Annotated in this window: 23 protein-coding genes and 1 pseudogene; 17 read left to right on the top strand and 7 right to left on the bottom strand. The window is 42.9% G+C overall.

Annotation, left to right across the window (positions count from 1 at the left end):
- Positions 1-57: 57 nt before the first annotated feature.
- The 6 genes from gyrB to dnaA form a co-directional block, all read right to left on the bottom strand.
- The gene (gene gyrB, locus ACFSUO_RS10355; RefSeq protein WP_382393761.1) at positions 58-1,983 is read right to left on the bottom strand and encodes a DNA topoisomerase (ATP-hydrolyzing) subunit B; all 1,926 of its coding nucleotides are present in this window, start codon (positions 1,981-1,983) and stop codon (positions 58-60) included.
- A 157-nt stretch (positions 1,984-2,140) separates the two neighbouring features.
- On the bottom strand, positions 2,141-2,443 hold the full coding sequence (remB, locus tag ACFSUO_RS10350; RefSeq protein ID WP_382393759.1) for an extracellular matrix regulator RemB: 303 nt from the start codon (positions 2,441-2,443) through the stop codon (positions 2,141-2,143).
- A gap of 15 nt (positions 2,444-2,458) precedes the next feature.
- Positions 2,459-3,571, bottom strand: coding sequence for a DNA replication/repair protein RecF (gene recF, locus ACFSUO_RS10345; RefSeq protein WP_382393757.1), 1,113 nt, complete (start codon positions 3,569-3,571; stop codon positions 2,459-2,461).
- A 15-nt stretch (positions 3,572-3,586) separates the two neighbouring features.
- On the bottom strand, positions 3,587-3,811 hold the full coding sequence (gene yaaA / locus ACFSUO_RS10340; RefSeq protein ID WP_382393917.1) for a S4 domain-containing protein YaaA: 225 nt from the start codon (positions 3,809-3,811) through the stop codon (positions 3,587-3,589).
- A gap of 388 nt (positions 3,812-4,199) precedes the next feature.
- Positions 4,200-5,336 (bottom strand): DNA polymerase III subunit beta, encoded by a 1,137-nt coding sequence (dnaN, locus tag ACFSUO_RS10335; protein ID WP_382393755.1) that lies wholly within the window; start codon positions 5,334-5,336, stop codon positions 4,200-4,202.
- A 186-nt stretch (positions 5,337-5,522) separates the two neighbouring features.
- Positions 5,523-6,875, bottom strand: a complete 1,353-nt coding sequence (gene dnaA / locus ACFSUO_RS10330) for a chromosomal replication initiator protein DnaA (RefSeq protein WP_382393753.1) — start codon at positions 6,873-6,875, stop codon at positions 5,523-5,525.
- Positions 6,876-6,901: 26 nt separating this feature from the next.
- Here dnaA and ACFSUO_RS10325 point away from each other — a divergent pair, with 26 nt between their 5' ends.
- From ACFSUO_RS10325 to ACFSUO_RS10265, 13 genes are all read left to right on the top strand, one after another.
- Positions 6,902-7,267: a hypothetical protein gene (locus ACFSUO_RS10325; protein WP_382393751.1), complete on the top strand. Its 366-nt coding sequence runs from the start codon at positions 6,902-6,904 to the stop codon at positions 7,265-7,267.
- Positions 7,268-7,610: 343 nt separating this feature from the next.
- Positions 7,611-7,745 carry a 50S ribosomal protein L34 gene (gene rpmH / locus ACFSUO_RS10320; RefSeq protein WP_343751806.1) on the top strand — a complete coding sequence of 45 codons (135 nt, stop codon included), beginning with the start codon at positions 7,611-7,613 and terminating at the stop codon, positions 7,743-7,745.
- A gap of 95 nt (positions 7,746-7,840) precedes the next feature.
- Positions 7,841-8,185: a ribonuclease P protein component gene (gene rnpA / locus ACFSUO_RS10315; protein WP_382393748.1), complete on the top strand. Its 345-nt coding sequence runs from the start codon at positions 7,841-7,843 to the stop codon at positions 8,183-8,185.
- Between the two features lie 102 nt (positions 8,186-8,287).
- The gene (gene spoIIIJ / locus ACFSUO_RS10310) at positions 8,288-9,052 is read left to right on the top strand and encodes a YidC family membrane integrase SpoIIIJ (protein ID WP_382393746.1); all 765 of its coding nucleotides are present in this window, start codon (positions 8,288-8,290) and stop codon (positions 9,050-9,052) included.
- Positions 9,049-9,663, top strand: coding sequence for an RNA-binding cell elongation regulator Jag/EloR (gene jag, locus ACFSUO_RS10305; RefSeq protein ID WP_382393744.1), 615 nt, complete (start codon positions 9,049-9,051; stop codon positions 9,661-9,663). The genes spoIIIJ and jag overlap by 4 nt, the downstream gene beginning before the upstream one ends.
- A 333-nt stretch (positions 9,664-9,996) precedes the next feature.
- Positions 9,997-11,373: a tRNA uridine-5-carboxymethylaminomethyl(34) synthesis GTPase MnmE gene (mnmE, locus tag ACFSUO_RS10300; protein ID WP_382393742.1), complete on the top strand. Its 1,377-nt coding sequence runs from the start codon at positions 9,997-9,999 to the stop codon at positions 11,371-11,373.
- 128 nt (positions 11,374-11,501) lie between these two features.
- The gene (gene mnmG, locus ACFSUO_RS10295; protein WP_382393915.1) at positions 11,502-13,388 is read left to right on the top strand and encodes a tRNA uridine-5-carboxymethylaminomethyl(34) synthesis enzyme MnmG; all 1,887 of its coding nucleotides are present in this window, start codon (positions 11,502-11,504) and stop codon (positions 13,386-13,388) included.
- 72 nt (positions 13,389-13,460) lie between these two features.
- The gene (rsmG, locus tag ACFSUO_RS10290; protein WP_382393740.1) at positions 13,461-14,177 is read left to right on the top strand and encodes a 16S rRNA (guanine(527)-N(7))-methyltransferase RsmG; all 717 of its coding nucleotides are present in this window, start codon (positions 13,461-13,463) and stop codon (positions 14,175-14,177) included.
- A gap of 359 nt (positions 14,178-14,536) precedes the next feature.
- Positions 14,537-15,397 carry a nucleoid occlusion protein gene (gene noc, locus ACFSUO_RS10285; protein ID WP_382393913.1) on the top strand — a complete coding sequence of 287 codons (861 nt, stop codon included), beginning with the start codon at positions 14,537-14,539 and terminating at the stop codon, positions 15,395-15,397.
- 272 nt (positions 15,398-15,669) lie between these two features.
- The gene (locus ACFSUO_RS10280) at positions 15,670-16,443 is read left to right on the top strand and encodes a ParA family protein (protein ID WP_382393738.1); all 774 of its coding nucleotides are present in this window, start codon (positions 15,670-15,672) and stop codon (positions 16,441-16,443) included.
- Positions 16,424-17,266, top strand: a complete 843-nt coding sequence (locus ACFSUO_RS10275; RefSeq protein ID WP_382393736.1) for a ParB/RepB/Spo0J family partition protein — start codon at positions 16,424-16,426, stop codon at positions 17,264-17,266. Before ACFSUO_RS10280 ends, ACFSUO_RS10275 begins: the two co-directional genes overlap by 20 nt.
- A 266-nt stretch (positions 17,267-17,532) precedes the next feature.
- Positions 17,533-18,687, top strand: a complete 1,155-nt coding sequence (locus ACFSUO_RS10270) for an aminotransferase class V-fold PLP-dependent enzyme (protein ID WP_382393734.1) — start codon at positions 17,533-17,535, stop codon at positions 18,685-18,687.
- A 27-nt stretch (positions 18,688-18,714) separates the two neighbouring features.
- Positions 18,715-19,419 carry a DUF554 domain-containing protein gene (locus ACFSUO_RS10265; protein ID WP_382393732.1) on the top strand — a complete coding sequence of 235 codons (705 nt, stop codon included), beginning with the start codon at positions 18,715-18,717 and terminating at the stop codon, positions 19,417-19,419.
- A gap of 65 nt (positions 19,420-19,484) precedes the next feature.
- Here ACFSUO_RS10265 and yyaC read toward each other — a convergent pair whose 3' ends face one another.
- Positions 19,485-20,105, bottom strand: a complete 621-nt coding sequence (yyaC, locus tag ACFSUO_RS10260; protein ID WP_382393730.1) for a spore protease YyaC — start codon at positions 20,103-20,105, stop codon at positions 19,485-19,487.
- 83 nt (positions 20,106-20,188) lie between these two features.
- Between yyaC and ACFSUO_RS10255 the strand changes: the two genes are divergently transcribed.
- The 4 genes and pseudogenes from ACFSUO_RS10255 to ychF all read left to right on the top strand — a co-directional run bounded on the left by ACFSUO_RS10255 (position 20,189) and on the right by ychF (position 23,720).
- A complete protein-coding gene (locus ACFSUO_RS10255) occupies positions 20,189-21,214 on the top strand; it encodes a YkvI family membrane protein (protein ID WP_382393728.1) in 1,026 nt (341 codons plus the stop codon).
- A 78-nt stretch (positions 21,215-21,292) separates the two neighbouring features.
- Positions 21,293-22,207 (top strand): annotated as a pseudogene (locus ACFSUO_RS10250) (mechanosensitive ion channel family protein).
- 2 nt (positions 22,208-22,209) lie between these two features.
- The gene (locus ACFSUO_RS10245) at positions 22,210-22,407 is read left to right on the top strand and encodes a DUF951 domain-containing protein (protein WP_382393726.1); all 198 of its coding nucleotides are present in this window, start codon (positions 22,210-22,212) and stop codon (positions 22,405-22,407) included.
- A gap of 212 nt (positions 22,408-22,619) precedes the next feature.
- On the top strand, positions 22,620-23,720 hold the full coding sequence (gene ychF, locus ACFSUO_RS10240; RefSeq protein ID WP_382393724.1) for a redox-regulated ATPase YchF: 1,101 nt from the start codon (positions 22,620-22,622) through the stop codon (positions 23,718-23,720).
- Positions 23,721-23,933: the final 213 nt, after the last annotated feature.

Raw genomic sequence — 23,933 nt, 5'->3', positions numbered from 1 at the left:
GATTTCACTGCAGTTGTATTTATACTTTCTTAACTGCCAAAGATAAAAGACAGTTGATTACACATCCAGATTTTGCACATATTGCGCATTTTCCTGAATAAAATTCCTGCGCGGCTCGACTTTATCACCCATCAGCATATCGAAAATATAATCCGCATCCATTGCATCCGATAGCTCCACTTGAAGTAATGTCCGTGTTTCCGGGTTCATCGTCGTTTCCCAGAGCTGGGTTGCATTCATTTCACCAAGACCCTTATAGCGCTGGAGCCCAGGTTTAGGTGTTTTTGCAAGCTCTTCCAGTATCCGCTCCATTTCCTTGTCATCGTAGGCATAATAAGCAGCTTTGCCCTGCTGTATTTTATACAATGGCGGCTGCGCAATATAAACGTATCCATGTTCAATCAGTGGACGCATATATCGATAGAAAAATGTTAATAGTAAAGTACGGATATGCGCACCGTCAACATCAGCATCTGTCATAATGACAATCTTGTTATAGCGGGCTTTGGTAATATCAAATTCCTCACCAATTCCGGTACCAAGTGCTGTAATCATCGCCCGGACTTCGTTGTTTGATAGAATCTTATCAAGACGGGCCTTCTCTACGTTCAATATTTTGCCACGCAATGGCAGAATTGCCTGGAAGTGCCTGTCACGGCCCTGTTTGGCAGATCCACCGGCAGAGTCACCCTCTACAATATATAATTCACTGATGCTGGCATCCTTTGACGAACAGTCAGCCAGTTTGCCGGGCAGGTTGGACACTTCAAGTGCACTCTTCCGCCTTGTCAGTTCCCGTGCTTTTTTAGCAGCGATTCTGGCTCGGGATGCCATCAGTCCTTTTTCAACTACAATTTTTGCGACATCGGGATTTTCAAACATAAACTTGAAAAAGGCCTCGCTGAACGCTGAGTCCGTCACTTTTTTCACTTCACTGTTCCCAAGCTTTGTTTTCGTCTGTCCCTCAAATTGAGGATTCGGGTGTTTGATAGAAATGATTGCCGTCATTCCTTCGCGGACATCATCACCGCTCAGATTCGGATCATTTTCTTTGAACATATTGTTCTTGCGGGCATAATCGTTGATGACACGAGTCAGCCCGGTCTTGAATCCAGCCTCATGGGTACCGCCTTCGTACGTATGAATATTGTTGGCATAGGAATAAATGTTGCTGGCAAACCCATCATTGTACTGAATGGCTACTTCTACCGTGATCTCCTGGTCTTCACTTTCTGCATAAAACGGTTCATGCAGTACTTCACGATTCCGGTTGATGTACTCAACGTACGAACTGATACCACCCTCATAGTAAAATTCGACCGGCTCTTCATCTGTCCGTTTATCTTCGAGCGAGATTGTGATTCCTTTGTTCAGAAATGCCAGCTCCCGCAGACGCTGAACAAGCGTGTCAAAGTCAAACTCAACCGTTTCAGTGAAAATTTCCGGATCCGGTTTGAATTGTGTTTTTGTCCCGGTTATGTCTGTTTCGCCAATTGTTTCAATTTTTCCCTGTGGCACTCCTTTCTGGAAGCCCAGGTAATAAATTTTTCCGTCACGGTGAACATACACATCCAGTGTACTGGATAAAGCATTGACAACCGAAGCCCCGACTCCGTGCAGACCACCAGAAACTTTGTACCCGCCACCGCCAAATTTACCGCCGGCATGGAGGACAGTCATAATCACTTCAAGCGCTGGCTTGCCGGTCTTTTTCTGAATATCCACAGGTATACCGCGGCCGTTATCAATGACAGTAAGGCTGTTGTCTTTTTCAATAATAATCTCAATTCTGTCACAGAAACCAGCCAGTGCTTCGTCGATACTATTATCGACAATTTCCCATACCAGGTGGTGCAATCCCCTGTCACTGGTTGTTCCGATATACATGCCAGGCCTTTTGCGTACTGCTTCCAGTCCTTCCAGCACTTGTATCTGATCAGCGTCATACGCCTGTTCATTTGAAACTTTTTCTTCTGCTGACATCTTATCACCTACGTTTCTGCTTATAATGCGTGCTCAAAAAGAAGGATAAAAAGGACCGAGAATTTCGAGGCGGCGGAGAAACAAGCCAACGAAGAAATTTAATGTGTCATTTTTACCGGACTTTTTGAACAACCTTTTATAGCTGTTCCTTAAGCGGTCATTCCTCAAGTTCATCTGAATCATCATCAAGTTCATCCGAATAATCATCCAGCTTGCTGATTGTAGAAATCATGCTTGCGCGTTTTTTCAACGTTGAAACGGACAAGGAGCTGTAATAAATCTCTTCTGCTGTAACAACGACGGATTTCGCCTCATCTGTCGGTCCAAAAACTTTTTTTCTTATGGTCGCATTTTCCATCATTTCTTCCATGATGCTGGATGATGTCACGACATTGCGGTCAATGATCGAGATGACATCTTTTGATTGGATAACATTATCATTGCCAATATGAATAAACATCGTATCCCTCCACGGTCATGTCTGTGCGACGCCGTCCTTCACACGGAATAATTCAGCTTCCCGCAATGTCTCATGATTAATTCCATCAACACTTGTAGTGGATACAAATGTCTGTACTTTGCCCTGAATCGTGTTCAATAAATGGGACTGCCGGTGATCATCCAGTTCACTCAATACATCATCGAGAAGCAAAACAGGATATTCACCAACCTCACTGGAGATAAGCTCAATCTCGGCTAGCTTCACCGATAACGCGGCTGTCCGCTGCTGGCCCTGAGATCCAAAGGTTTGTACGTTCTTCTGATTAACATAAAAAATGAGATCATCCCGGTGCGGCCCTGCCAAGGTAGTACCGCGCTCAATCTCTTTTTCCTGTAATTCATGGAATTTATTGGTATACACTGTTTCTATCTTTTCCCTGTTTGCTGATTCTGATACCTCTATCGTGGGAGAGTACCTGATTTCAAGCTTTTCCATGCCACGGCTGATGTCATGATGGACCGGAGAGGCCCATTTCCGGAGCAATTCCAAAAAAATGAAACGGCGCTCCAAAAGTGTCGCCGCATGCTGGATAAGCTGATCAGTCAGGACCTCAAGCATCGTCGGGTCCTGTTTTTCCCGGCGCTGCATCTGTTTAAGCAAATGGTTCCGCTGCCGTAATGTTTTCTGGTACTGGCCAAGGTGGTAAATATATCTTGGCTGGATCTGACCAAGTTCCATATCGATAAACCGTCTTCTGATCTGGGGTGGTCCTTTGACGAGTGACAAATGCTCCGGGGCAAACATAACAACGTTGAGTGCACCAATATAATCGCTAAGGCGCTTCTGTTCCAGGTGATTTAATTTTGCCTTTTTTCCTTTTGCTGAAAGAATAATTTCCAGCGGGAAGGTCCGATTCCGTTTAGTGACCTCTCCCTTTATTGTAGCATACTCATGCTCCCATTGGATAAGTTCTTTTTCCCTAGGGGTCCGGTGTGACTTTGTGAACGCAAGCAGATAGATTGCTTCCATCAGATTAGTTTTCCCTTGCGCATTTTCCCCGATAATGACGTTGATTTTATCATCAAAGGAAAGGTCTAACTGTGCATAGTTCCGATAATTTTTCAGTTGCAGCTGCTCAATCTTCATGGAAACTCCCCACAATTATTCTTTAGAAACGATAAAGGTGCCGATATCTTCCACTTCGACTGTATCACCCGGGTACAATTTTCTCCCCCTTCGATGTTCACGCTCACCATTAATCAGTACCCCAATATCCTGTAGATAGGCTTTGACCATTCCTCCAGAATCAAGTACGTTTAATAGTTTTATGAATTGTCCCAGCGGAATGTAGTCCGTGCTGATTGGTATTTGTTCATGTTCATGCATAGCATTCACCAGACTTTTATCATTATCGTGACACTTCTTGTACTTCCTATCTATTTTACTAAACTTTTGCCGTTTAGGGAAGGAAAGAGCACATACAAATGTGCTGATCCGGCGAATACACTTCATTCGATGCACAGGACATGCTAGTGTCGGCGTTACAAATTGTTAAGTAGGGTTTCATTCTCTTAGTGACGGAAAAAAAGGGTCTTTAAAGAGGTTGTTTAAACACGCACTTAAAACAGCCTTTTATAAATATAACGGAAATGGGCTGGATGCAGGGTTTTAGAAAAGCAGAACAGCTAAAAATGAGCAAGTTGCCAAATTCAGCTGTCCTGTCTGTCAGCATGGAAGTTTGAATTCCAACCGAAATCATGCCGGTAAAACCTTCCTAATACGTTCTGACCGGAAGAATCAGTTGCAAAATAGGATCGCCGTTCGCTGGTTTAATAATAAATGGCCGCATGGCACCAGTGAATTCAATTACCACATCGTCATTTTCAATAGCTTTCAATGCATCAAGCATATATTTGGAACTGAATGAAATCTTCAGTTCTTCACCTTCCATGGACTGAGCAGTAACTTCCTCTGCCACTTGCCCTACCTCTGGTGAGTTGCTCGTAATTTGTAATAGCTGGTTATCTTTTGTTGTCAGTTTGACGACATTATTTCGTTCATCCCTGGCAAGCAGAGAGGCACGATCAATGGTATCAATCAATTCTTTTGTTTTTACATGAAGTTTTGTCTGACTTTTCTCCGGAATTAGCCGAGATGTTTCCGGATAATTTCCATCAAGCAGTCTTGACAGGAAATGCAAATGTTTGGTCCTGAACAGGATCTGATTGCTAGTAACACTTATTTCAACTTTTTCACCTTTATCATCAAGTATTTTATATAGTTCATTAAGACTTTTTCCTGGCACAACAATACTTGAAAATTGGCCATGCACGTCATTGATTGGAACCTGGCGTGATGCTAGCCTGTGACTGTCTGTTGCAGTGAAATGTAGTGTTTCATTTTCAACTTTTACATTGACACCGGTAAGAATTGGCCTTGTTTCCATAGTAGAAACCGCAAAACCAGTTTGTTTGATTAAACTTTTCAAGAGATCCGCCTGTATTTCGAAACTATCTTCTGTCTCCAGTTTTGGTAACTTCGGATATTCATCTGCGTCTTGTCCATTCAAGTTAAATTTGGCTTTTCCAGAACGGATTGTAACATTCAGACTGTCATCAGCTTCGATTTCAACTGTTTTTTCAGGAAGTTTTCGAATAATATCCGGGAAATAGCGGGCCTGAACAACGATGCTTCCTTCTTCAATTTGTTCGGCATAGACAATACCATCTTCCTCAGCCGGTATATGAGATTCGATGGATATATCAGAATCACTTCCGGTTAAGGTGATTCCATTTTGTTTAGCATCTATTTTCATTCCGGTCAAGATGGGGATGGCTGCTTTTGACGAGATAGCTTTCATGACATCCTGCACACTGGATATGAGTAGGTCACGCTGAATGACAAATTTCATGAAATGGATTCTCCTTTTGGATGCATATTTATATTAATTATTTATAAAAATACAGTAATAATAGTAGTAAGGCCTGTGATTATGTGGATATCTGTCGAAACATGCCGCAAGTAAGAGTTATTCACATGTGGACAGACTGTTCATAAGTATGGTACTTCTATCCACATTGTGAACAGTGCCCCTGTATTAAAATGATTTCAACTGTTCCTTTAATTCTTCAATATCTTTCTGCAGTAGAGTGTCGTTTTCCATTGTTTTAACAACTTTCTCATGGGCATGAATAACGGTTGTATGGTCCCGTCCACCAAACTCATCCCCTATTTTTGGCAGGGAGAAATCGGTAAGTTCCCGTGACAAGTACATGGCAATCTGCCGGGGAAAGGCAATAGATTTGGTGCGCTTCTTGGCTGCAAAGTCCTCCAATTTCACATTGTACTTTTCGCCTACTGCTTCTTGGATGCCCTGGATTGAGATGGTGCGCGGTTTGCTGCTTGGGATAATATCTTTCAAAGCATCTGCAGCAAGTGACGCGTCAATATCCTGATTTACCAGAGATGAATAGGCGACAACCCGGATAAGTGCACCTTCCAGTTCCCGAATATTGGTATCAATCTGATTGGCAATGTAAAGCATCACTTCATTCGGGATATCCAATCCTTCCGCTTTCGCCTTTTTGTTTAAAATAGCAATTCTTGTTTCCAGATCTGGTGGTGTGATGTCTGTGATCAGGCCCCACTCAAACCTGGAGCGCAGCCGGTCTTCCAGTGTTGGTATTTCTTTAGGAGGACGGTCACTGGAGATAATGATTTGCTTGTTTTCCTCATGCAGTGTATTGAATGTATGGAAAAATTCTTCCTGTGTTTGTTCTTTTCCAGCAAGGAATTGAATATCATCAATCAGTAAGATGTCCACATTGCGGTATTTGTTTCGGAAATTGGCTGCTTTGTTGTCCATGATTGCGTTAATGAATTCATTGGTGAATTTTTCCGATGTTAAATAGTCGACTTTTGCCTTTGGGTTATGATCCTGAACATAATGTCCGATTGCATGCATTAGATGTGTCTTGCCGAGTCCGACCCCCCCGTAAATGAACAGCGGGTTGTATGCCTTTGCTGGTGCTTCTGCAACTGCAAGGGATGCGGCATGTGCAAACCGGTTCCCTGATCCAATGACAAATGTGTCAAAGGTGTACTTTGAATTCAGCATTGTTTTTGTTGCTTCTCCTGTATCGGAGTTGTCTGCTGCTGGAGCTTTTTTTGGCGTCTGGCTGATATCATCCTCCGGTTCCTGTGCATCAGGGATGATAAAGCGGGTTGATAGTTCTGCTCCGGTGAGTTCCAGCAGTATTTCATCAATGAGTTTGGTATATCTGCCTTCAAGCCAGTCACGGGCAAATTCATTCGGTGCAGATACGGTCAGCGTATTATTGTCCAGTGATTCGGCTTTTGTGTTCTTTAGCCAGGTATCAAAACTTGGTTTGCTTATTTTGTCTTCAATACTTTTTAATGTCGCGTTCCACAAATCATCGATGTTTTCCATAATGGTTCACCCCTTTCAACGCTTAGTTGATGATAGAAAAACCCTTCCTCAATCCTTCAAATAAGGTTCTGGGTGCGAAAGATGGAAAGGTCTGCGAAATGGTTAAATTGTCTTTATTTTATTGTGGATGGGGAAATGCCTCTGTTAGAGTGCATGTTTCTGTTATTTACATTATCCACAGTGTTGTTAATGAAATAAAGCACAATGGTGTGAATGAATATCCACACGTTGTCCACAACCTGTGGAGAACTGAAACTGGAGAAAATGATACACACATGTTAAAACACAAACATAATATCAAAAAAATCCCCGATGTGCAACGGTTTTTCGTAAGTTATCCACAGTATCTACCGCTTGTAGACGGCAATTGTCCACACCACTATATTTTGTGAGCGGATTGTCGATAGGCGTTGTGGATAGTGGAAAAATGTCGAAAACAGGAACACAAACGTGTGTGGATAACTTTTTGCCAAGGAGAAGTTGACAGGCAGGAACTGTTTTCTTTATAATGATCTAGACTGTCATTAGAAGTGTGTGTTCAAAAAGGAGGATAAAAAGGACCGAGAAATTCGAGGCGGCGTAGTTTCGAGCAGCGGAATGTATGTGTTTAGATACATGAGTAGCGGAGAAACAAGCCAACGAAGAATTTCGATGTGTCTTTTTTACCGGACTTTTAGAACAACCTCTAGAAATGATCCTAAAAGGTTTGTTATTCCTCAGGGAGGTGTAGAATAAATGAAACGAACATTTCAACCAAATAACCGTAAACGTAAAAAAGTGCATGGTTTTCGTAACCGCATGAGCACAAAAGACGGTCGTCAGGTTTTGAAACGCCGCCGTCGTAAAGGAAGAAAAGTATTATCTGCATAGACCACTGAACCTTTCAGTGGTCTTTTTTCCACTTTCGGCGAGTAAATACGCTAGAATACTTCAGGCATCCGGAGTGCATGTAAAAGGTGATGGCATTGAAAAAATCATATCGGATAAAAGCGAATAAAGAATTTCAGCATGTGTTCAAACATGGCAAGTCATTTGCAAACAGGCAGCTTGTTCTATATTATATAAAGAAGCCGGAGCAGACCCATTTCCGCATCGGCTTGTCTGTTGGGAAAAAGATAGGTAATGCTGTAACCAGAAATCGTATTAAGCGTTACTTGCGGGAAGCATTTCATGAACTGGAAGCAGGCGTTGAACCGGGATATGACATTGTAATTATTGCACGGCAGCCGACAAAACGAATGAACTACCATGAAATGAAAAAAAGTTTAATTCATTTGTTATCTAAAGAAAAACTGCTTTCAAAAAAATAGTAGCGTTTTTTATTTTTATATAGAATCTTTCATTGTATTAATGGTAAAATAACTATGAAAATGGGATACATAGGTTCTTTTTGTTAGTTAGGAGGAAAAGCGGTGCGTAAAAAGATGGTATTGCTGGTAGCCTTGATAGGGCTAGTAGCGGTTTTATCAGGATGTACGCAGATTAATGAGCCAATAACTTCAGAAAGTGAAGGTATCTGGAATTCATATTTTGTATATCCATTGTCAGAAACAATTAAATACCTTGCAGGGCTATTTAATGGTAGCTATGGTCTGTCTATTATTGTATTGACGATCTTCATCCGGCTATTATTGCTTCCATTGAACGTCAAACAGCTGAAAAGTTCCAAGGCGATGCAAGACATTCAACCGGAGTTAAAAGAACTGCAGGCAAAATATGCTTCAAAAGATGCCAATACACAGCAGAAACTGCAGCAGGAAACCATGCAGCTATTCCAGAAGCATGGAGTGAACCCGCTTGCAGGCTGTCTGCCAATATTTGTGCAGATGCCGATTTTGATTGCGATGTATCATGCAATCATGCGCACGACAGAGGTACAGCAGCATCCTTTCCTGTGGTTTGAATTGGGATCACCGGACTATATTTTGCCGTTAATTGCTGGTGGGGCAACATTCCTGCAGCAAAAATTAATGATGGCCGGCAGTCCGGCAGCTCAAAACCCGCAAATGATGGTCATGCTATATGTTATGCCGATTATGATTACGGTGTTCGCCTTCTTCTTCCCGGCAGCATTAGCATTGTACTGGGTAGTGGGTAACGTCTTCATGGTTGCTCAGACAGTTTTCATCCGTAAGCCAATGATGAAAGATTCGAATACTGGGGGAGACAAAAAGTGAGGGAAGTAACTGCTAGTGGTCAATCGGTTGAGGAAGCGGTCCAATCAGCACTAGAGCAGTTAGACACCACAAGGGACCAAGTTGAAGTTGATATCGTTGATGAAGGAAAAAAGGGACTTCTGGGTGTTTTCGGGTCCAAGCCGGCAATCGTCAGAGTGAATGTGCCAGCGGATCCAGTTGAAGACACGCGGAAGTATCTGCAGCAGATTGTGGAAAATATGGGTGTTACAGCAGAGGTAACAGCTGCGGTCACAGGCAATCGGGTAACGTATGATGTAGATGGGGAAAATGTAGCCCTGATTATAGGCAAGCGCGGACAGACACTGAACGCAATCCAGTACTTGGTCCATCTCGCCATTAATAAAGACCTAAGTGAACATTATGCCGTAACCGTCGATGCTCAGGGATACCGAAACAGAAGGAAAGAAACCCTGGAATCATTAGCTTATAAGATGGCCGATAAAGCGAAACGATTGAATAAAGAAGTGACGCTTGAGCCGATGCCAGCATTTGAACGTAAAATCATTCACCACGCACTGCAGAACAATGACCAAGTGACAACTTCTTCAGAAGGCCTCGAGCCGCACCGTCATATTGTCATAAGACCATAATATAAGATAGTTAAAAAACTCCCGGAAACCCCGGGAGTTTTTTGACGCAGAGGACGTGCTAGTGCTGGCGTTGGCGATTGACGTTGTGAATTTAGCCATGGACGTACAGGACAGGGAAGACTACGGGAGCGTTAATCGCACATGTTAATAACTTTTTTCTTAAACCCTTTTATTCACATGTGGATAAAAGGGTTTAATTTTTACCACGATAAAATTGCTAACATTGTGGATAACTTTATTTTTGACTGGATTTATGATATTCTATTAAGTTAGTGGCACAAAAATAAATGTTTTTATATAGATGTTCATTTGGAAAAGATGGAGGTGAAGCAAATGGAGACAGATACGATAGCTGCCATATCGACACCAGTCGGTGAGGGAGCGATATCAATTGTCCGGCTGAGTGGGGAACAAGCGATTCCGGTAACAGCTGAACTGTTTCAAGGCAAGGACCTAGTTGAAGCAGATACGCATACAATTCATTACGGAAAAATTTTCGACCCTGCTGCAAATGAGGCTGCCGAAGAAGTGATGGTAACTGTTATGCGTGGACCAAAGACTTTTACAAGAGAAGATGTAGTTGAGATTAATTGCCATGGCGGGATGGTTGCGGTAAACCGTGTGCTGGAAATCGTCCTGGAAAAAGGGGTTCGGATTGCCGAGCCTGGTGAATTCACGAAGCGGGCATTTTTGCATGGCCGGATTGATTTATCTCAGGCCGAGGCGGTGATGGACGTTATCCGGTCCAAAACCGATAAAGCTATGTCTGTCGCTCTTAAGCAGATGGACGGCCGCTTATCGGAATTGATCGGACGGCTTAGACAGGAACTTTTGGAAACAGTTGCACACGTGGAAGTGAATATTGACTATCCGGAATATGATGATGTAGAAGAAATGTCCAATGACATGATGCAAGAAAAGACGAAAGAAGTACACGGGGAACTGGAACACCTGCTGCAAGTGGCCAAGCAAGGGAAAATTTTGCGAGAAGGACTGGCCACAGCCATCATCGGGCGTCCAAATGTTGGCAAGTCATCCTTAATGAACACACTCGTGCAGGAAAATAAGGCCATTGTGACAGAAGTACCGGGGACGACACGTGATATTATAGAAGAATATGTCAATGTGCGCGGGGTTCCGCTAAGACTAGTTGACACTGCCGGAATTCGTGAGACAGAAGATATTGTTGAAAAAATCGGGGTGGACAGATCCCGGGAAGTACTGCAGGATGCAGACCTCGTTTTGTTTGTGCTGAACCATAATGAGCCGCTGACCGAAGAGGATGAGAAACTGTTTGAAGCAGTACAGGGACTTGACTATATTGTGATTGTGAATAAAACAGACTTGGAACAACAGCTTGATTTAGATAAGGTAAAGGCACTTGCGAACGGAAAGCCAATTATTACAACATCACTTATCAGAGAAGAAGGAATCGATCAGCTTGAATCTGCCATCGCCAAGACGTTTTTCGCTGGTGACGTGGATGCGGGTGATATGACGTATGTATCCAATGTGCGCCATATACAGCTTCTCAAACAAGCCAAGCAAGCGCTGGAAGATGCAATGGGAAGTCTGGAAATGGACATGCCATTGGATATTGTGCAGATTGATGTCACCAGAACGTGGGAGTTTCTGGGCGAAATCGTTGGCGACACCGCCAGTGACAGTCTGATCGACCAGCTATTTTCCCAGTTTTGCCTTGGGAAATAATCTAACGACTTATCATGATATAATGATTAAGTCAATACTTGTTAATAATGGACGTTTACGTAAGGGATGTTGTTTTCTTTTTAAACAATCTCAGGATTTAATAATAACAGGAGAAAGGGTGAAAAATGATGGTATATGATGCTGGACATTATGACGTTATTGTTGTCGGTGGGGGTCATGCCGGTGCAGAAGCAAGTGTAGCTGCAGCGAAAATGGGCGCCAAAACGCTAATGCTGACACTAAACCTGGATATGATTGCTTTTATGCCGTGCAACCCGTCACTGGGAGGACCAGCCAAAGGTATCGTTGTCCGTGAAGTGGACGCACTTGGCGGTGTTATGGCCAGAGTGATTGATAAAACACACATCCAAATGCGGATGCTGAATACAAGGAAGGGTCCCGCTGTACAAGCATTGCGTGCACAAGCAGATAAACCAATGTATATAAAAGAAATGAAACATGTCCTTGAAAGTCAGGAGAATTTGACATTGCGGCAAGGCATGGTCAATGAATTGATTATGGAAGATGGTGTATGCAAAGGGGTAATTACGGAGACAAAAGCCGCTTATTATGCGGATTCAGTCATCATCACAACCGGAACATTCATGCGCGGAAAAGTACTGATGGGTGATCTGGAATATGAAAGTGGCCCCAACAACCAGCGTGCCTCCGTCAAACTATCGGAAAACCTTGAAGAGCTTGGTCTTTCCATCACACGGTTTAAAACGGGAACTCCACCAAGGGTGAACAGTAACTCCATTGACTATTCCAAAACCGAGGAACAGCCGGGAGATGCCAAACCGCAAAGTTTTTCATATGAAACAACGGAGTATATCACTGACCAGATTCCATGCTGGCTCACATATACAAATGAATTCACACACCAACTCATCAACGATAACCTATCCCTGTCGGCAATGTATTCCGGTATGAAGCGTGGAACAGGCCCACGTTATTGTCCTTCTATTGAGGATAAGATTGTACGGTTCAACGACAAGCCCCGCCATCAAGTCTTCCTTGAGCCGGAAGGACGGGACACAGAAGAGGTGTATGTGCAGGGCTTGTCAACATCACTGCCGGAGTACATCCAGCATGACATGGTTAAAACCGTTCCGGGACTGGAAAACGCGGAAATTATGCGGGCAGGCTATGCAATTGAGTATGATGCGGTCATTCCGACACAGCTATGGCCAACATTGGAGCTGAAAAATGTCTCAGGTCTGTTTACAGCCGGGCAAATAAACGGTACATCTGGCTACGAAGAAGCAGCTGCACAAGGCATTATGGCTGGGATCAATGCTGCAGCCAAAGTTCTTGGCAAAGAGCCTCTGATCCTTGACCGCTCACAGGCATATATTGGTGTTCTGATTGATGATCTGGTTACCAAAGGAACAAGTGAGCCTTACCGTCTTCTGACATCACGTGCCGAATACCGTCTGCTGCTCCGTCATGATAATGCGGATATTCGTTTGACAGACATCGGGCATTCTTACGGACTGATTAATGATGAACGATATGAACAATTCACTGAAAAGAAACGGCTCGTTGAAGAAGAAAAAAAACGTCTCAGCAAAATTGTTATCAAACCGGGAGAAGCCGTGCAATCGATGCTGAAGGAAGCAAACGGCTCCCCACTAAAAGAAGCAGTCAAAGCATATGATATGTTGAAACGCCCTGAGGTAACGTATGATATGGTGGAACAGCTTATCGAACCGAATGATGAATTACCGCAAATTGTAAGGGAACAAGTAGAAATTCAAATTAAGTATGAAGGGTATATCAAGAAAGCAAACGAACAAGTGGATAAAATGCTGAAAATGGAAAATAAAAAAATACCGGATAACATTGATTATGATGATATTGATGGTATTGCCTCCGAAGCAAAAGAAAAACTGAAAACAGTGAGGCCGCTGTCAGTCGGTCAGGCTTCCCGTATTTCCGGTGTAAACCCGTCAGACGTGTCCATCTTGTTGGTTTATATTGAACAAGGAAAGATCGCCCGTGTTGCCAACTGATTACGAAGGATAACTAGTTGGGACGAGGCTGGACGTTTTACTTTTATAACCATGGTAAAGGGGCTTTGCGTAATGACACCTGAGCAATTTAAAGACAGATTGAGCGCTAGGGGGATTGACCTGACCCAGGAGCAAGCTGATCAATTTGAGACGTATTTTCAGACACTGGTGGAGTGGAATGAAAAAATAAACTTGACCACCTTAACCAATAAAGAAGATGTCTATTTAAAGCATTTTTATGATTCCATATCTGCTGCTTTCTACCATGATTTCACTGGAAACAGTCATATTTGTGATGTGGGTGCTGGGGCGGGTTTCCCCAGCATTCCTCTCAAAATATGCTTTCCTGAATTAAACGTAACTATCGTGGACTCGCTGAAAAAACGGATTCACTTTTTGGAACAATTGGCTACAAACTTGAATTTAACGGATGTTACATTTCATCATGACCGTGCTGAAAGTTTTGGAACTAACCGTACATATAGAGAATCGTTTGATATTGTCATTGCGAGAGCAGTTGCCAAAATGTCCGTACTAAGTGAATTATGTTTGCCGCTGACAAAGAAAAACGGCACATTCATCGCCATGAAGGGTGCAAATGGGGAAGAAGAAGCTGCGGAAGCGACGAATGCATTTAAGGTGCTTGGCGGAAAGCTGGAAAGCATTCATTCATTTCAGTTGCCTGAAGAGGACAGCGAACGGTCCATCATTCGTTTACATAAAGCACATAGTACACCGAAAAAGTATCCAAGAAAACCAGGTACACCAGCTAAAAAGCCAATTACATAATGAAAAAGTTGAAATTGGTGAAAATATTATACCGTGATTTCATACTTTTTTACCGTCAGATGTGATAGAATAGCAATAGAGTTTAATTCTAGTTTGCAGGAAATCTATTACTAGCCCCATAGGCAGACGCGCTATGGTAGCATACTTATTTTGTAAGGAAATCATGATAATAATAGAAAATGTTTCACGTGGAACATTTTTTCATAGATGCTATGTTTTTGCTGACATGCCCTGATTTGCTAAAAATATTCGGCCAGTACAGAGAATGAGAATGGGACGGATTTTCAGTAAAACTGGTATTGTCCAGAGCAGCAGATGTGTTATTGTTGAGTATGTTTTTAAAAGGTGGTGATTTGGTAATGGTAAGTCCATTGAACCGAATATTTGGCATGGGCGATAAAAATGAATCAGTGCCAGAAGAAGAAACCTACCATCCAGATGAGGTAACCGAACTTCCCGTTGAAAAAATAAAACCAAACAGATTTCAGCCCAGGGCCGTATTTAATGAAGAAAAAATCGAGGAACTTGCCCAGACAATACATACACACGGGATGATCCAGCCAATCGTTGTCCGTGAAGTTGATAACGGGGACAGTTATGAGTTGATTGCCGGTGAACGCAGGTGGCGAGCAGTAAAACTGCTGGAGTGGGAACAGATGCCTGCCATTGTCCGCAGTATGACGGACACGGAAATCGCCTCCGTTGCACTGATTGAAAACTTGCAGCGGGAAGAGCTAACAGTGGTTGAAGAAGCCAGTGCCTATGCACGGCTCCTTGACTTGCATTCATTGACACAGGAGGCATTGGCACAGCGACTGGGTAAAAATCAGTCTACTATTGCCAATAAATTGCGTCTGCTTAAACTTCCAGAAGAGGTACAGACCGCACTTCTCGATAAACAGATAACAGAGCGGCATGCAAGAGCATTAATTAAAATCAATGATCCTGAAAAACAAGTAAAAGCACTGGAAACCATCCTGGAAAAGGAACTAAACGTTAAGCAGGCTGAGGAGCTTATTGCGAAACTGGACCAACCGGCGGAAAAACCCGCAAAAAAACAGCCGAAACGTAAAGGTGTCAGTAAAGACGTCCGGATTGCCATGAACACCATTCGCCAATCCCTGAATATGGTATCAGATACAGGGATTGATGTGGAGACGGATGAAGAAGATCTTGATGATTTTTATCAAATCACGATTAAGATACCGAAAAAGAACTAATTTATTCCATTATAGCACCTGGTAAAATACCATTCATCTTTGCAGAACAGAAGATGAGTGGTTTTTAAATTCTTTGCAGATTTTAAAAGATTATTTAATATAGAATCGGATGCGCATTAGTCTATATATAGAATAACTTTTATGAACATAGAGGTAGATCTACTCATTTACATTTCATTAGATTAATTTTTCCTGACAAACGTTCATATTAATAGCCCATTTTTCAAAAAAAGTGATAGAATAATAAGTATAGATTTTAGGTAGGTGACAGCATGGGAAAGATTATAGCCATTGCCAATCAAAAGGGTGGCGTAGGAAAAACAACATCAGCAGTTAATTTGAGTGCTGGTCTTGCCAGTATGAATTATAGCGTACTAGTTGTGGACACTGATCCGCAAGGGAATGCTACCAGTGGCGTTGGGATAAACAAGGCTGATATGGACCAGTGCATTTACAATGTCCTGGTGGAAGACTTGCCCGCGGAAAAGGTCTGTGTACCTACTCAAGTTCAGAACTTGGATATTATACCTGCCACAATACAGCTTTCAGGAGCAGAAATTGAGCTTGTACCGACTATTTCACGTGAAATACGCCTTAAAAAATCGCTGGAAAGTCTTAAGGAAAAATACGACTATATCATTATTGACTGTCCTCCTTCTTTAGGGCTGCTCACCCTTAATGCACTTACATCTGCAGACACCGTATTGATTCCTGTCCAATGCGAATATTACGCGCTGGAAGGGCTTAGTCAGCTCTTAAATACAATACGGCTCGTGCAAAAACATTTGAATAAATCGCTGATGATTGAGGGTGTTCTACTGACAATGCTTGATGCAAGGACGAACCTCGGCATCCAGGTGATTGAGGAAGTGAAAAAGTACTTCCAAGATAAGGTGTATCAGTCAGTTATACCAAGAAATATCCGGCTAGGGGAAGCTCCGAGCCATGGTCAACCGATCATTACATATGATCCAAAGTCTAAAGGTGCTGAGGTATATCTTGAATTAGCGAAGGAAGTGATAAGCAATGGCGAGAGGGTTAGGTAAGGGTATTAATGCACTTTTCCCCCAGGATGTGGAAGAGAAAGATGATGATGTCATTAAGGAAATACCGGTTAATGAATGCCGTCCGAATCCCTATCAGCCTAGAAAGACGTTTCATGCTGACGCAATAGAAGAATTAAAAGATTCCATTATGGAATATGGAATCGTACAGCCGCTTATATTGCGCAAAAGCATTAAAGGCTATGAAATTGTGGTTGGTGAACGTCGTTTCCGTGCCGCAAAAGAGGCTGGACTGGATACACTGCCTGCAGTGGTAAAAGACTTATCAGATGAAAAAATGATGGAAGTTGCTCTTTTAGAAAACCTACAGCGGGAGGATTTAACCCCAATCGAAGAGGCACATGCCTATCACAATCTGATGAACGAACTTGGCGTTACCCAGGATGAGCTATCTAAACGGCTAGGCAAAAGCAGATCACATATTGCCAATATTGTCAGGCTTTTATCTCTACCTGATCAAGTGGTGGCTTATATCAACAATGGTGAGCTCTCGATGGGGCATGGACGTGCTCTTATCGGGGTGAAAGATAAGGAAAAGATTATGCCGGTAGCCAACAAAATCCGTAATGAAAAGTTGAATGTGCGACAGGCGGAAAAATTAATTAATGAGCTTAATGACCAGGCGCCGAAGAAAAAACAGGCAATGCCGAAAAAAGATATTTTCCTGGAGAAACAGGAGTCTTTGCTGCGTGACAGACTTGGTACAGCAGTTTCTATCAATAAAGGGAAACGTAAAGGGAAGATAGAAATTGAGTTTTACTCAAACGAAGACCTGGAACGTATACTGGAAACGTTTGAAGATTAATCCAATGTTGACGAGTGTATCGAATTTGTTGATGGCTGCGAATGTAAATGGTTTAAATACAAGAGGGACTGACTGTTGATGAAGTCAGTCTTTTTTAGCAGTTAAGAAGGTATAATTTTTTTTTACTGAATAAGTGCAACTAAGGTTTTCGCGACTTGTGATAAGCCAAGTTTTCTAACACCAAACGTTTGTACTTCCATGGAATCAAAGGAAATTTCCGTAATGTCGCTCCCGTATGAATAATTTTAAAATGGGGTGTTTGAATCGTGATCTATTTTGATCAGGCTGCATCATCTTATCCTAAACCACCAGAAGTGGGGGAGGCTATGGTTCACGCGCTTAACAATATCGGTGCTAATCCTGGCAGGGGGAGTCATCAGCTTGCAAGACAGGCAGCACTAATCATATCAGAAACTAGAGAAAAGGCAGCGCGTCTGTTTGGGTGCAGTGATCCGCGGAAAGCTTTGTTTTTTCCAAATGCGACTGCAGCACTGAATCAGGCAATTAAAGGTATAACATGGTCAGCTGGCGATCATGTTATAGCAACTGTACTGGAGCATAATTCGATTCGCCGGCCGTTGGAATATGTGAAACGTAAATATGGGGTCGAAGTTACATATGTAAATTGGGACGGAGATACGGCGGCATTTGAACAGCAAATCTGGCAATCCATCCGTCCGGGAACACGGCTCTTAGCCATGACTCATGCTTCCAATGTAACAGGCTCTCTTCTGCCAGTTGGACAAGCAGCTATGATTGCCAGAGAACATAGTATCCCGATTCTTCTTGATGCCTCCCAGACAGCAGGGCATTTGCCGTTGAATATGCAGGATATGGGGATTGATATGCTCGCTTTTCCTGGGCACAAAGGACTTTTAGGTCCACAGGGGACAGGAATGCTGCTTGTAGAAGGCACTATCGACATGGAACCTGTCCAGCACGGAGGGACCGGAAGTTTTTCCGAGGAAGCAGAAAATCCAGAGCAGTGGCCGGAGAAATTCGAGAGTGGCACTCTAAATACACCTGGAATTGCAGGACTGAACGCCGCTCTGAATGTACATGAATCAGAACAGGATGGAAATGTTCCACGTGAAACAATTTTAGGTCAATTGCTTCGAAAAGGGCTGCAGTCAATAGATGGCATCACATGTTATGGGCCGGATAAGGAAAACTATCAGCTGCCGATTGTTGCTTTCAATGTGCTGGATATAGCCTCACAGGAGATTGCGATGGTGCTGGATTCCCATTATGGAATAGCTGTTCGAGCAGGTCTGCACTGCAGTCCGCTGGCACACGATTTTCTTCACACAACAGAACAGGGTGTGATTAGAGCCAGTTTGAGCAAGTATAATACAGAAGAAGAGGTTAATCGTTTCCTGGAGGCAATACAGGAAATAACAGAATCATATAAAATGCTGTAACAATTTTATATAGATAGGGATGGATCTATGGCCTTACTTGGAACATTGGTGAATGGAGTTTGTATTGTAGCTGGAAGTATGATTGGGCTGTTTTTTTCAAAGATACCCGAGCGCTATAAAGAAACAGTAATGCATGGAATTGGCTTGGCCGTTATTCTGATTGGGATGCAAATGGCCCTGTCTACAGAAGCAATCATTGTTGTGCTCTTGAGTCTGCTAACCGGTGCAGTGATTGGTGAACTGCTGCATTTGGAAGAGGGATTGAACAAGCTGGGGGAATGGCTGGGAAATAAATTTTCATCAGCAGATGATGATAGTAGGGTTGCACAGGGGTTTGTGACGGCATCACTCGTTTTTGTTATTGGTGCGATGTCAGTCGTAGGAGCACTGGACGGCGGCTTGCGCGACAATCATGAGGTTTTGATCACAAAAGGGGTGATTGACGGATTTGTCGCATTGGTGCTGACGACAACACTTGGGTTTGGTGTCTTGTTTTCTGTTGTTCCGGTTTTCTTATATCAAGGAACAATCGCATTATTGGCCACCCAAATCGAGCGGTGGATTCCTGAGCAGGTCCTGAACGGAATGATTGTGGAGCTGACCGCGGTCGGTGGTCTTATTATTGTCGCAATTGGACTAAATTTGCTTAACATAACGAAAATACGTGTTGGGAATTTACTGCCATCCATTGTAACGGTTGGACTAGTCTATGCAGTCTATTTACTTTTTTAATAAGTGGTACGTATGTGATAGTTTCTCGAAATAAAAACTCTGCCCTGTGGTGCCGGCAGAGTTTTTTATATCATCCTTTCACTTTTATCATTTGCTGCGGCAAGTTTTGATAGGGTATGTGTATGTACAAGCTGTTCATCAATTCTATATAGCAGTTCCGACATGCGCTTTGCCATGGCAACGACGAGTGATAATCTCGTATTTTGCAGAATAGAATATTCCATAAAACCACCAATATTGACAACACCCGTCAGATGGATATCGCCAATTTCCGGAAGTTTCTTGTTTAAAGCAGCTCCGGGTTTCAGGGAACCGGTATCAGCCGTAATCGTGCCGACAGATGCAGATTTACCCAAAGATGCATCAACTGCAATCACAAATGGATTGCGGTGTTCCATGCGGATATAACGAAAATAGTTCTCCATATTGGCGGCATGTACTGGATCATGCAGTGTACCGTAGAGATGGATGTGTTTCGGTTTTTTTTCTGCTAAATAAGAACCAGCAAACGGACCAAATGCATCACCAGTTGAACGATCTGTACCGATACAAATAATGACGTAGTCTCTCGATGTTACAGGAGTCCATGACAATATCCGTTTTGTCATTCGTTCCAGCAAGTTTGGATCATCATGCATCATTTGCAGCTTTTCATTCTTGGGCATTAAACGGTTAATCAGATTCATAGCTTATCCTCCACAATCATATTGGTATTAGTATACGGAAAAAATTTAAAAACTATACCTGTGTAAATAATGGAGGCAAAGCGATGTGGGGAGCAGGATTTAAGTGGATGTTTCTAATCATTGGGACGACTATTGGGGCTGGATATGCATCCGGCCGAGAGTTATGGCAGTTCTTTGGTCATGAAAGTGGCCTTGCCATACTTCTGTTCACAATATTTTTCACTGTAAGCTGCTATGTCATCATGGACGTAAGCTACCGGAGACAGTCAAGTGACTATTTGCCGGTGCTTCGGGATATCGTCGGACCGAAGTTGACAAAAGTGTATGATATTATGATCTTTCTATATCTGTTTACCACTACGGTTGTTATGATTGCCGGAAGTGGTGCGACCGGACAAGCATTCCAGTTTTCTTACTGGTGGGGAGTAGTGCTCATTACCATTGGCCTGATTGCTTTATTTTTAAAAGATATTAATGGATTGCTGGCGATGAATCAGATTGTACTGCCGCTGCTCCTTGGGGGGCTCGTATATATTCTGTTGTTATTTATTATTGACCAGGAACTGGATGTGTTCTCTCATTGGCATGAACAGCGAAATTGGACGGCTGCTTTTCCGTTTACAGCCCTGAATATTCTGCCATTAATTGCAGTCCTAGGGGCGATTGGCAATAAAGTTAAGTCCAAGCGGGAAATCCATATTGCTGCAATCGGCAGTGGGTTTCTGCTAGGGACGATTTCATTCATTTATAATAGCAGCTTGATCCAGATTGCGGATGAACTATTATTATATGAAATCCCGTTGTTTGCTATCTTAAAACATTATCCATTTGAAATTCTTATATTAATGTCTGCACTGTTATGGTTTGCCATTTTTACAACGGCAGCAGCAGGTATTCTTGGGATTGCCACCAGGCTGCAGAGTATATGGAATATTCCTATTTGGATGCTGGCAGCGGTCCTGATTGCTGTTATGATTCCACTCACTACACTTGGTTTTTCTACTTTAATTAGCTATATTTATCCGATCTATGGCATTTTGAATTTATATGTTCTCAGCCGTTTGCTTCTATACCCACTATGGGGCGGTAAGCAAAACAAGGAGGCATAGCCTGGTTTGCTATTTTCTTTTCTTTATACATCAAGTATTGTAAAATCAATGTATAGAATAGCGGCCGGAGGTTATAGCTTGCAGTTTTTACAAGATCAATTTATGAATGTATGGAACTATGTAACAGGGCCGGCACTCTGGCTGGCAATTGGAACGGCATTCCTGCAAACCGTTTCCATCATTATCCTGGCAATGCTGGTCATCCGTTTTGGCAATAAAATGGTTGAACGTATTTTTGAAAGTAGAACACGCAGGCCATTCCGGATAACGGAGAGAAGAGAAGTCACGCTGAAGAAACTGATTCAGAATGTATTGAAATACACCGTTTACTTTATTGCTATTATCACGATTCTTGATGACGTATTCGGCCAGGATATTAAAGCATTGCTTGCGGGTGCCGGAGTGGCTGGTCTGGCAATTGGTTTTGGTGCACAGAATCTTGTCCGTGATGTTATTTCCGGCTTCTTTATTATCTTTGAAGATCAATTCTCTGTCGGTGATTATATTTCCGTTTCCGGTGTAGAAGGGACGGTCGAAGAAATCGGGCTGAGGACATCGAAAATATAGAGCTGGACAGGGGAGCAGCATGTTCTTCCCAATGGTGGTGTGACGCAGGTGACGAATTATTCGGTACATAATGGTCTTGCCATTGTTGATGTCAATGTGCCATATGAAAGTGATGTGGCTGCTGCCGAACAGATTATTGAAGAGGTGGGCGAACGTTTACCTGATCAATATGAGGAGATAGTCCGCGTTCCGGAAGTTATCGGGGTGCAGACGCTTGCTGCTTCCCACTATGTAGTCAGGGTGATTGCAGAAACGCTGCCGGTTTACCAGTGGGCAGGTGCACGTATTATAAGGAAGGAAATAAAAGAAGTCCTTTATAAGAAAGGAATTGAAATACCAGCACCAAGACTAGTGATGTATTCGCGCAATCAGGAACCGACATCACTGGAGGTGGAACCGAACAGGCAGATGCAGGAGGGGGATTAGTAATGGCAGATAAGGAATTTGGACTAAATGACATTGTTGAGATGAAAAAGCCACACCCATGCGGCGAAAATAAATGGAAAATAATTCGAATGGGAATGGATATCCGGATTAAGTGTATGGGATGCGATCATAGTGTCATGATACCGCGTAAAACATTTGCTAAAAAAATGAAGAAAATTCTGGAAAAAGCTGAAGAATAATTTCCTTAAAATTTTCATTGCTGACCATAAAACGTTAAATTCGAAAAGCCCACAGATGGAAAATAGAATTTTAGTGCCCACTTCCGTAAAAATAAGCATTTTCGAATGCTTATTTTTGTTTTTCCATAGCTTGTCATTTTTAAAGCTTGTATCTATAATTGATATGACTGACGCGTTCATATGAATGGAAATCCTTAAGGAGTGAAGGTTACATGGCTTTGACAGCAGGAATTGTCGGGCTTCCAAACGTTGGTAAGTCCACATTGTTTAATGCAATCACCCAAGCGGGAGCAGAAGCGGCGAACTATCCGTTTGCAACGATTGACCCGAATGTGGGGATTGTGGAAGTTCCTGACAATCGCTTAGATAAATTAACAGAATTAGTGAAACCGAAAAAAACTATCCCGACAACGTTTGAGTTTACAGATATAGCCGGGATTGTCAAAGGTGCAAGTAAAGGTGAAGGGCTGGGAAACCAGTTTCTTGCCAATATCCGCCAGGTGGATGCAATTGTGCAAGTAGTACGCTGTTTTGCGGATGAAAATGTCACCCACGTATCAGGTAAAATTGATCCGGTTGATGACATGGAAACGATTAACTTGGAGCTGATATTGGCGGATTTGGAGACCGTCACGAAACGGATCCAGCGCGTGGAGAAAATGGCCAGGCAAAAGGACAAGGAAGCTGTTGCGGAATATGACGTGCTGACGAAGGTGAAAGAGGGGCTGGAAGCAGAGCAGCCTGTACGGGTATTGGAATTTTCGGAAGAGCAGTGGAAAATAGTCAAAGGACTTCATCTGCTGACAAGCAAACCGGCGCTGTATGCGGCGAATGTAAGTGAAGAAGAAGTTCAAGATCCGGATGGGAATGAACATGTCCAGAAAGTAAAGGAGTATGCAGCGGCTGAACATGCAGAAGTAATTACGGTCTGTGCTAAGATTGAAGAGGAAATTTCCGAACTTGACCAGGAGGAAAAAGAACTGTTCCTGGAGGATTTAGGTATTGCTGAAGCCGGGCTTGATCAGCTGATTAAAGCATCGTACAGCCTCCTTGGACTGGGTACATTTTTTACTGCCGGCGAACCGGAAGTTAGAGCATGGACATTTCGCAAAGGGATGACAGCACCACAGGCAGCCGGTGTCATCCACTCCGACTTCGAGCGCGGCTTTATCCGAGCAGAAACCGTCTCCTATGAAGATTTGATTGAAGCAGGTTCCATGGCAACTGCCCGGGAACATGGCAATGTCCGGCTGGAAGGAAAAGACTATATCGTACAGGACGGGGATGTCATCCACTTCCGGTTTAACGTTTAAATTGGCTTATTAATATTTGATACAGCCGTAGAAAATAGTAACAGTCTTGTCGGATTAGGACGAAGCTTATCAGCAGTGGAAATACGCGAGACCCCGCAGGTGAGGTACGAGCTGAGGAGGCTTGCGGTTTGCCCGCGGAAATCGAGTGTATTTCCACTGCGGGATTAGAAAAAACTTCTAAGGATGCGGGAACTAGCAGCAATATAGGAAATA

Origin of the sequence: Lentibacillus juripiscarius (assembly GCF_042685205.1) — a bacterium.
In the GTDB taxonomy this organism is placed as follows: Bacteria; Bacillota; Bacilli; order Bacillales; family Amphibacillaceae; genus Lentibacillus; species Lentibacillus juripiscarius.
The sequence above is the reverse complement of the archived record's forward strand: the minus strand, read 5'-3'. Positions and strand labels throughout refer to the sequence as shown.

Bases quoted from the DNA above. Each gene is read 5' to 3' on its own strand.
- noc (WP_382393913.1), top strand. From the start codon at position 14,537: ATGGTAAGTCCATTGAACCGAATATTTGGCATGGGCGATAAAAATGAA.
- ACFSUO_RS10245 (WP_382393726.1), top strand. From the start codon at position 22,210: ATGGCAGATAAGGAATTTGGACTAAATGACATTGTTGAGATGAAAAAG.
- yyaC (WP_382393730.1), bottom strand. From the start codon at position 20,105: ATGAATCTGATTAACCGTTTAATGCCCAAGAATGAAAAGCTGCAAATG.
- dnaA (WP_382393753.1), bottom strand. From the start codon at position 6,875: ATGGAAAACATCGATGATTTGTGGAACGCGACATTAAAAAGTATTGAA.
- rpmH (WP_343751806.1), top strand. From the start codon at position 7,611: ATGAAACGAACATTTCAACCAAATAACCGTAAACGTAAAAAAGTGCAT.
- recF (WP_382393757.1), bottom strand. From the start codon at position 3,571: ATGAAGATTGAGCAGCTGCAACTGAAAAATTATCGGAACTATGCACAG.
- ACFSUO_RS10265 (WP_382393732.1), top strand. From the start codon at position 18,715: ATGGCCTTACTTGGAACATTGGTGAATGGAGTTTGTATTGTAGCTGGA.
- mnmE (WP_382393742.1), top strand. From the start codon at position 9,997: ATGGAGACAGATACGATAGCTGCCATATCGACACCAGTCGGTGAGGGA.
- ACFSUO_RS10280 (WP_382393738.1), top strand. From the start codon at position 15,670: ATGGGAAAGATTATAGCCATTGCCAATCAAAAGGGTGGCGTAGGAAAA.
- ACFSUO_RS10255 (WP_382393728.1), top strand. From the start codon at position 20,189: ATGTGGGGAGCAGGATTTAAGTGGATGTTTCTAATCATTGGGACGACT.
- mnmG (WP_382393915.1), top strand. From the start codon at position 11,502: ATGGTATATGATGCTGGACATTATGACGTTATTGTTGTCGGTGGGGGT.
- rsmG (WP_382393740.1), top strand. From the start codon at position 13,461: ATGACACCTGAGCAATTTAAAGACAGATTGAGCGCTAGGGGGATTGAC.
- ACFSUO_RS10275 (WP_382393736.1), top strand. From the start codon at position 16,424: ATGGCGAGAGGGTTAGGTAAGGGTATTAATGCACTTTTCCCCCAGGAT.
- yaaA (WP_382393917.1), bottom strand. From the start codon at position 3,811: ATGCATGAACATGAACAAATACCAATCAGCACGGACTACATTCCGCTG.
- gyrB (WP_382393761.1), bottom strand. From the start codon at position 1,983: ATGTCAGCAGAAGAAAAAGTTTCAAATGAACAGGCGTATGACGCTGAT.
- remB (WP_382393759.1), bottom strand. From the start codon at position 2,443: ATGTTTATTCATATTGGCAATGATAATGTTATCCAATCAAAAGATGTC.
- ychF (WP_382393724.1), top strand. From the start codon at position 22,620: ATGGCTTTGACAGCAGGAATTGTCGGGCTTCCAAACGTTGGTAAGTCC.
- dnaN (WP_382393755.1), bottom strand. From the start codon at position 5,336: ATGAAATTTGTCATTCAGCGTGACCTACTCATATCCAGTGTGCAGGAT.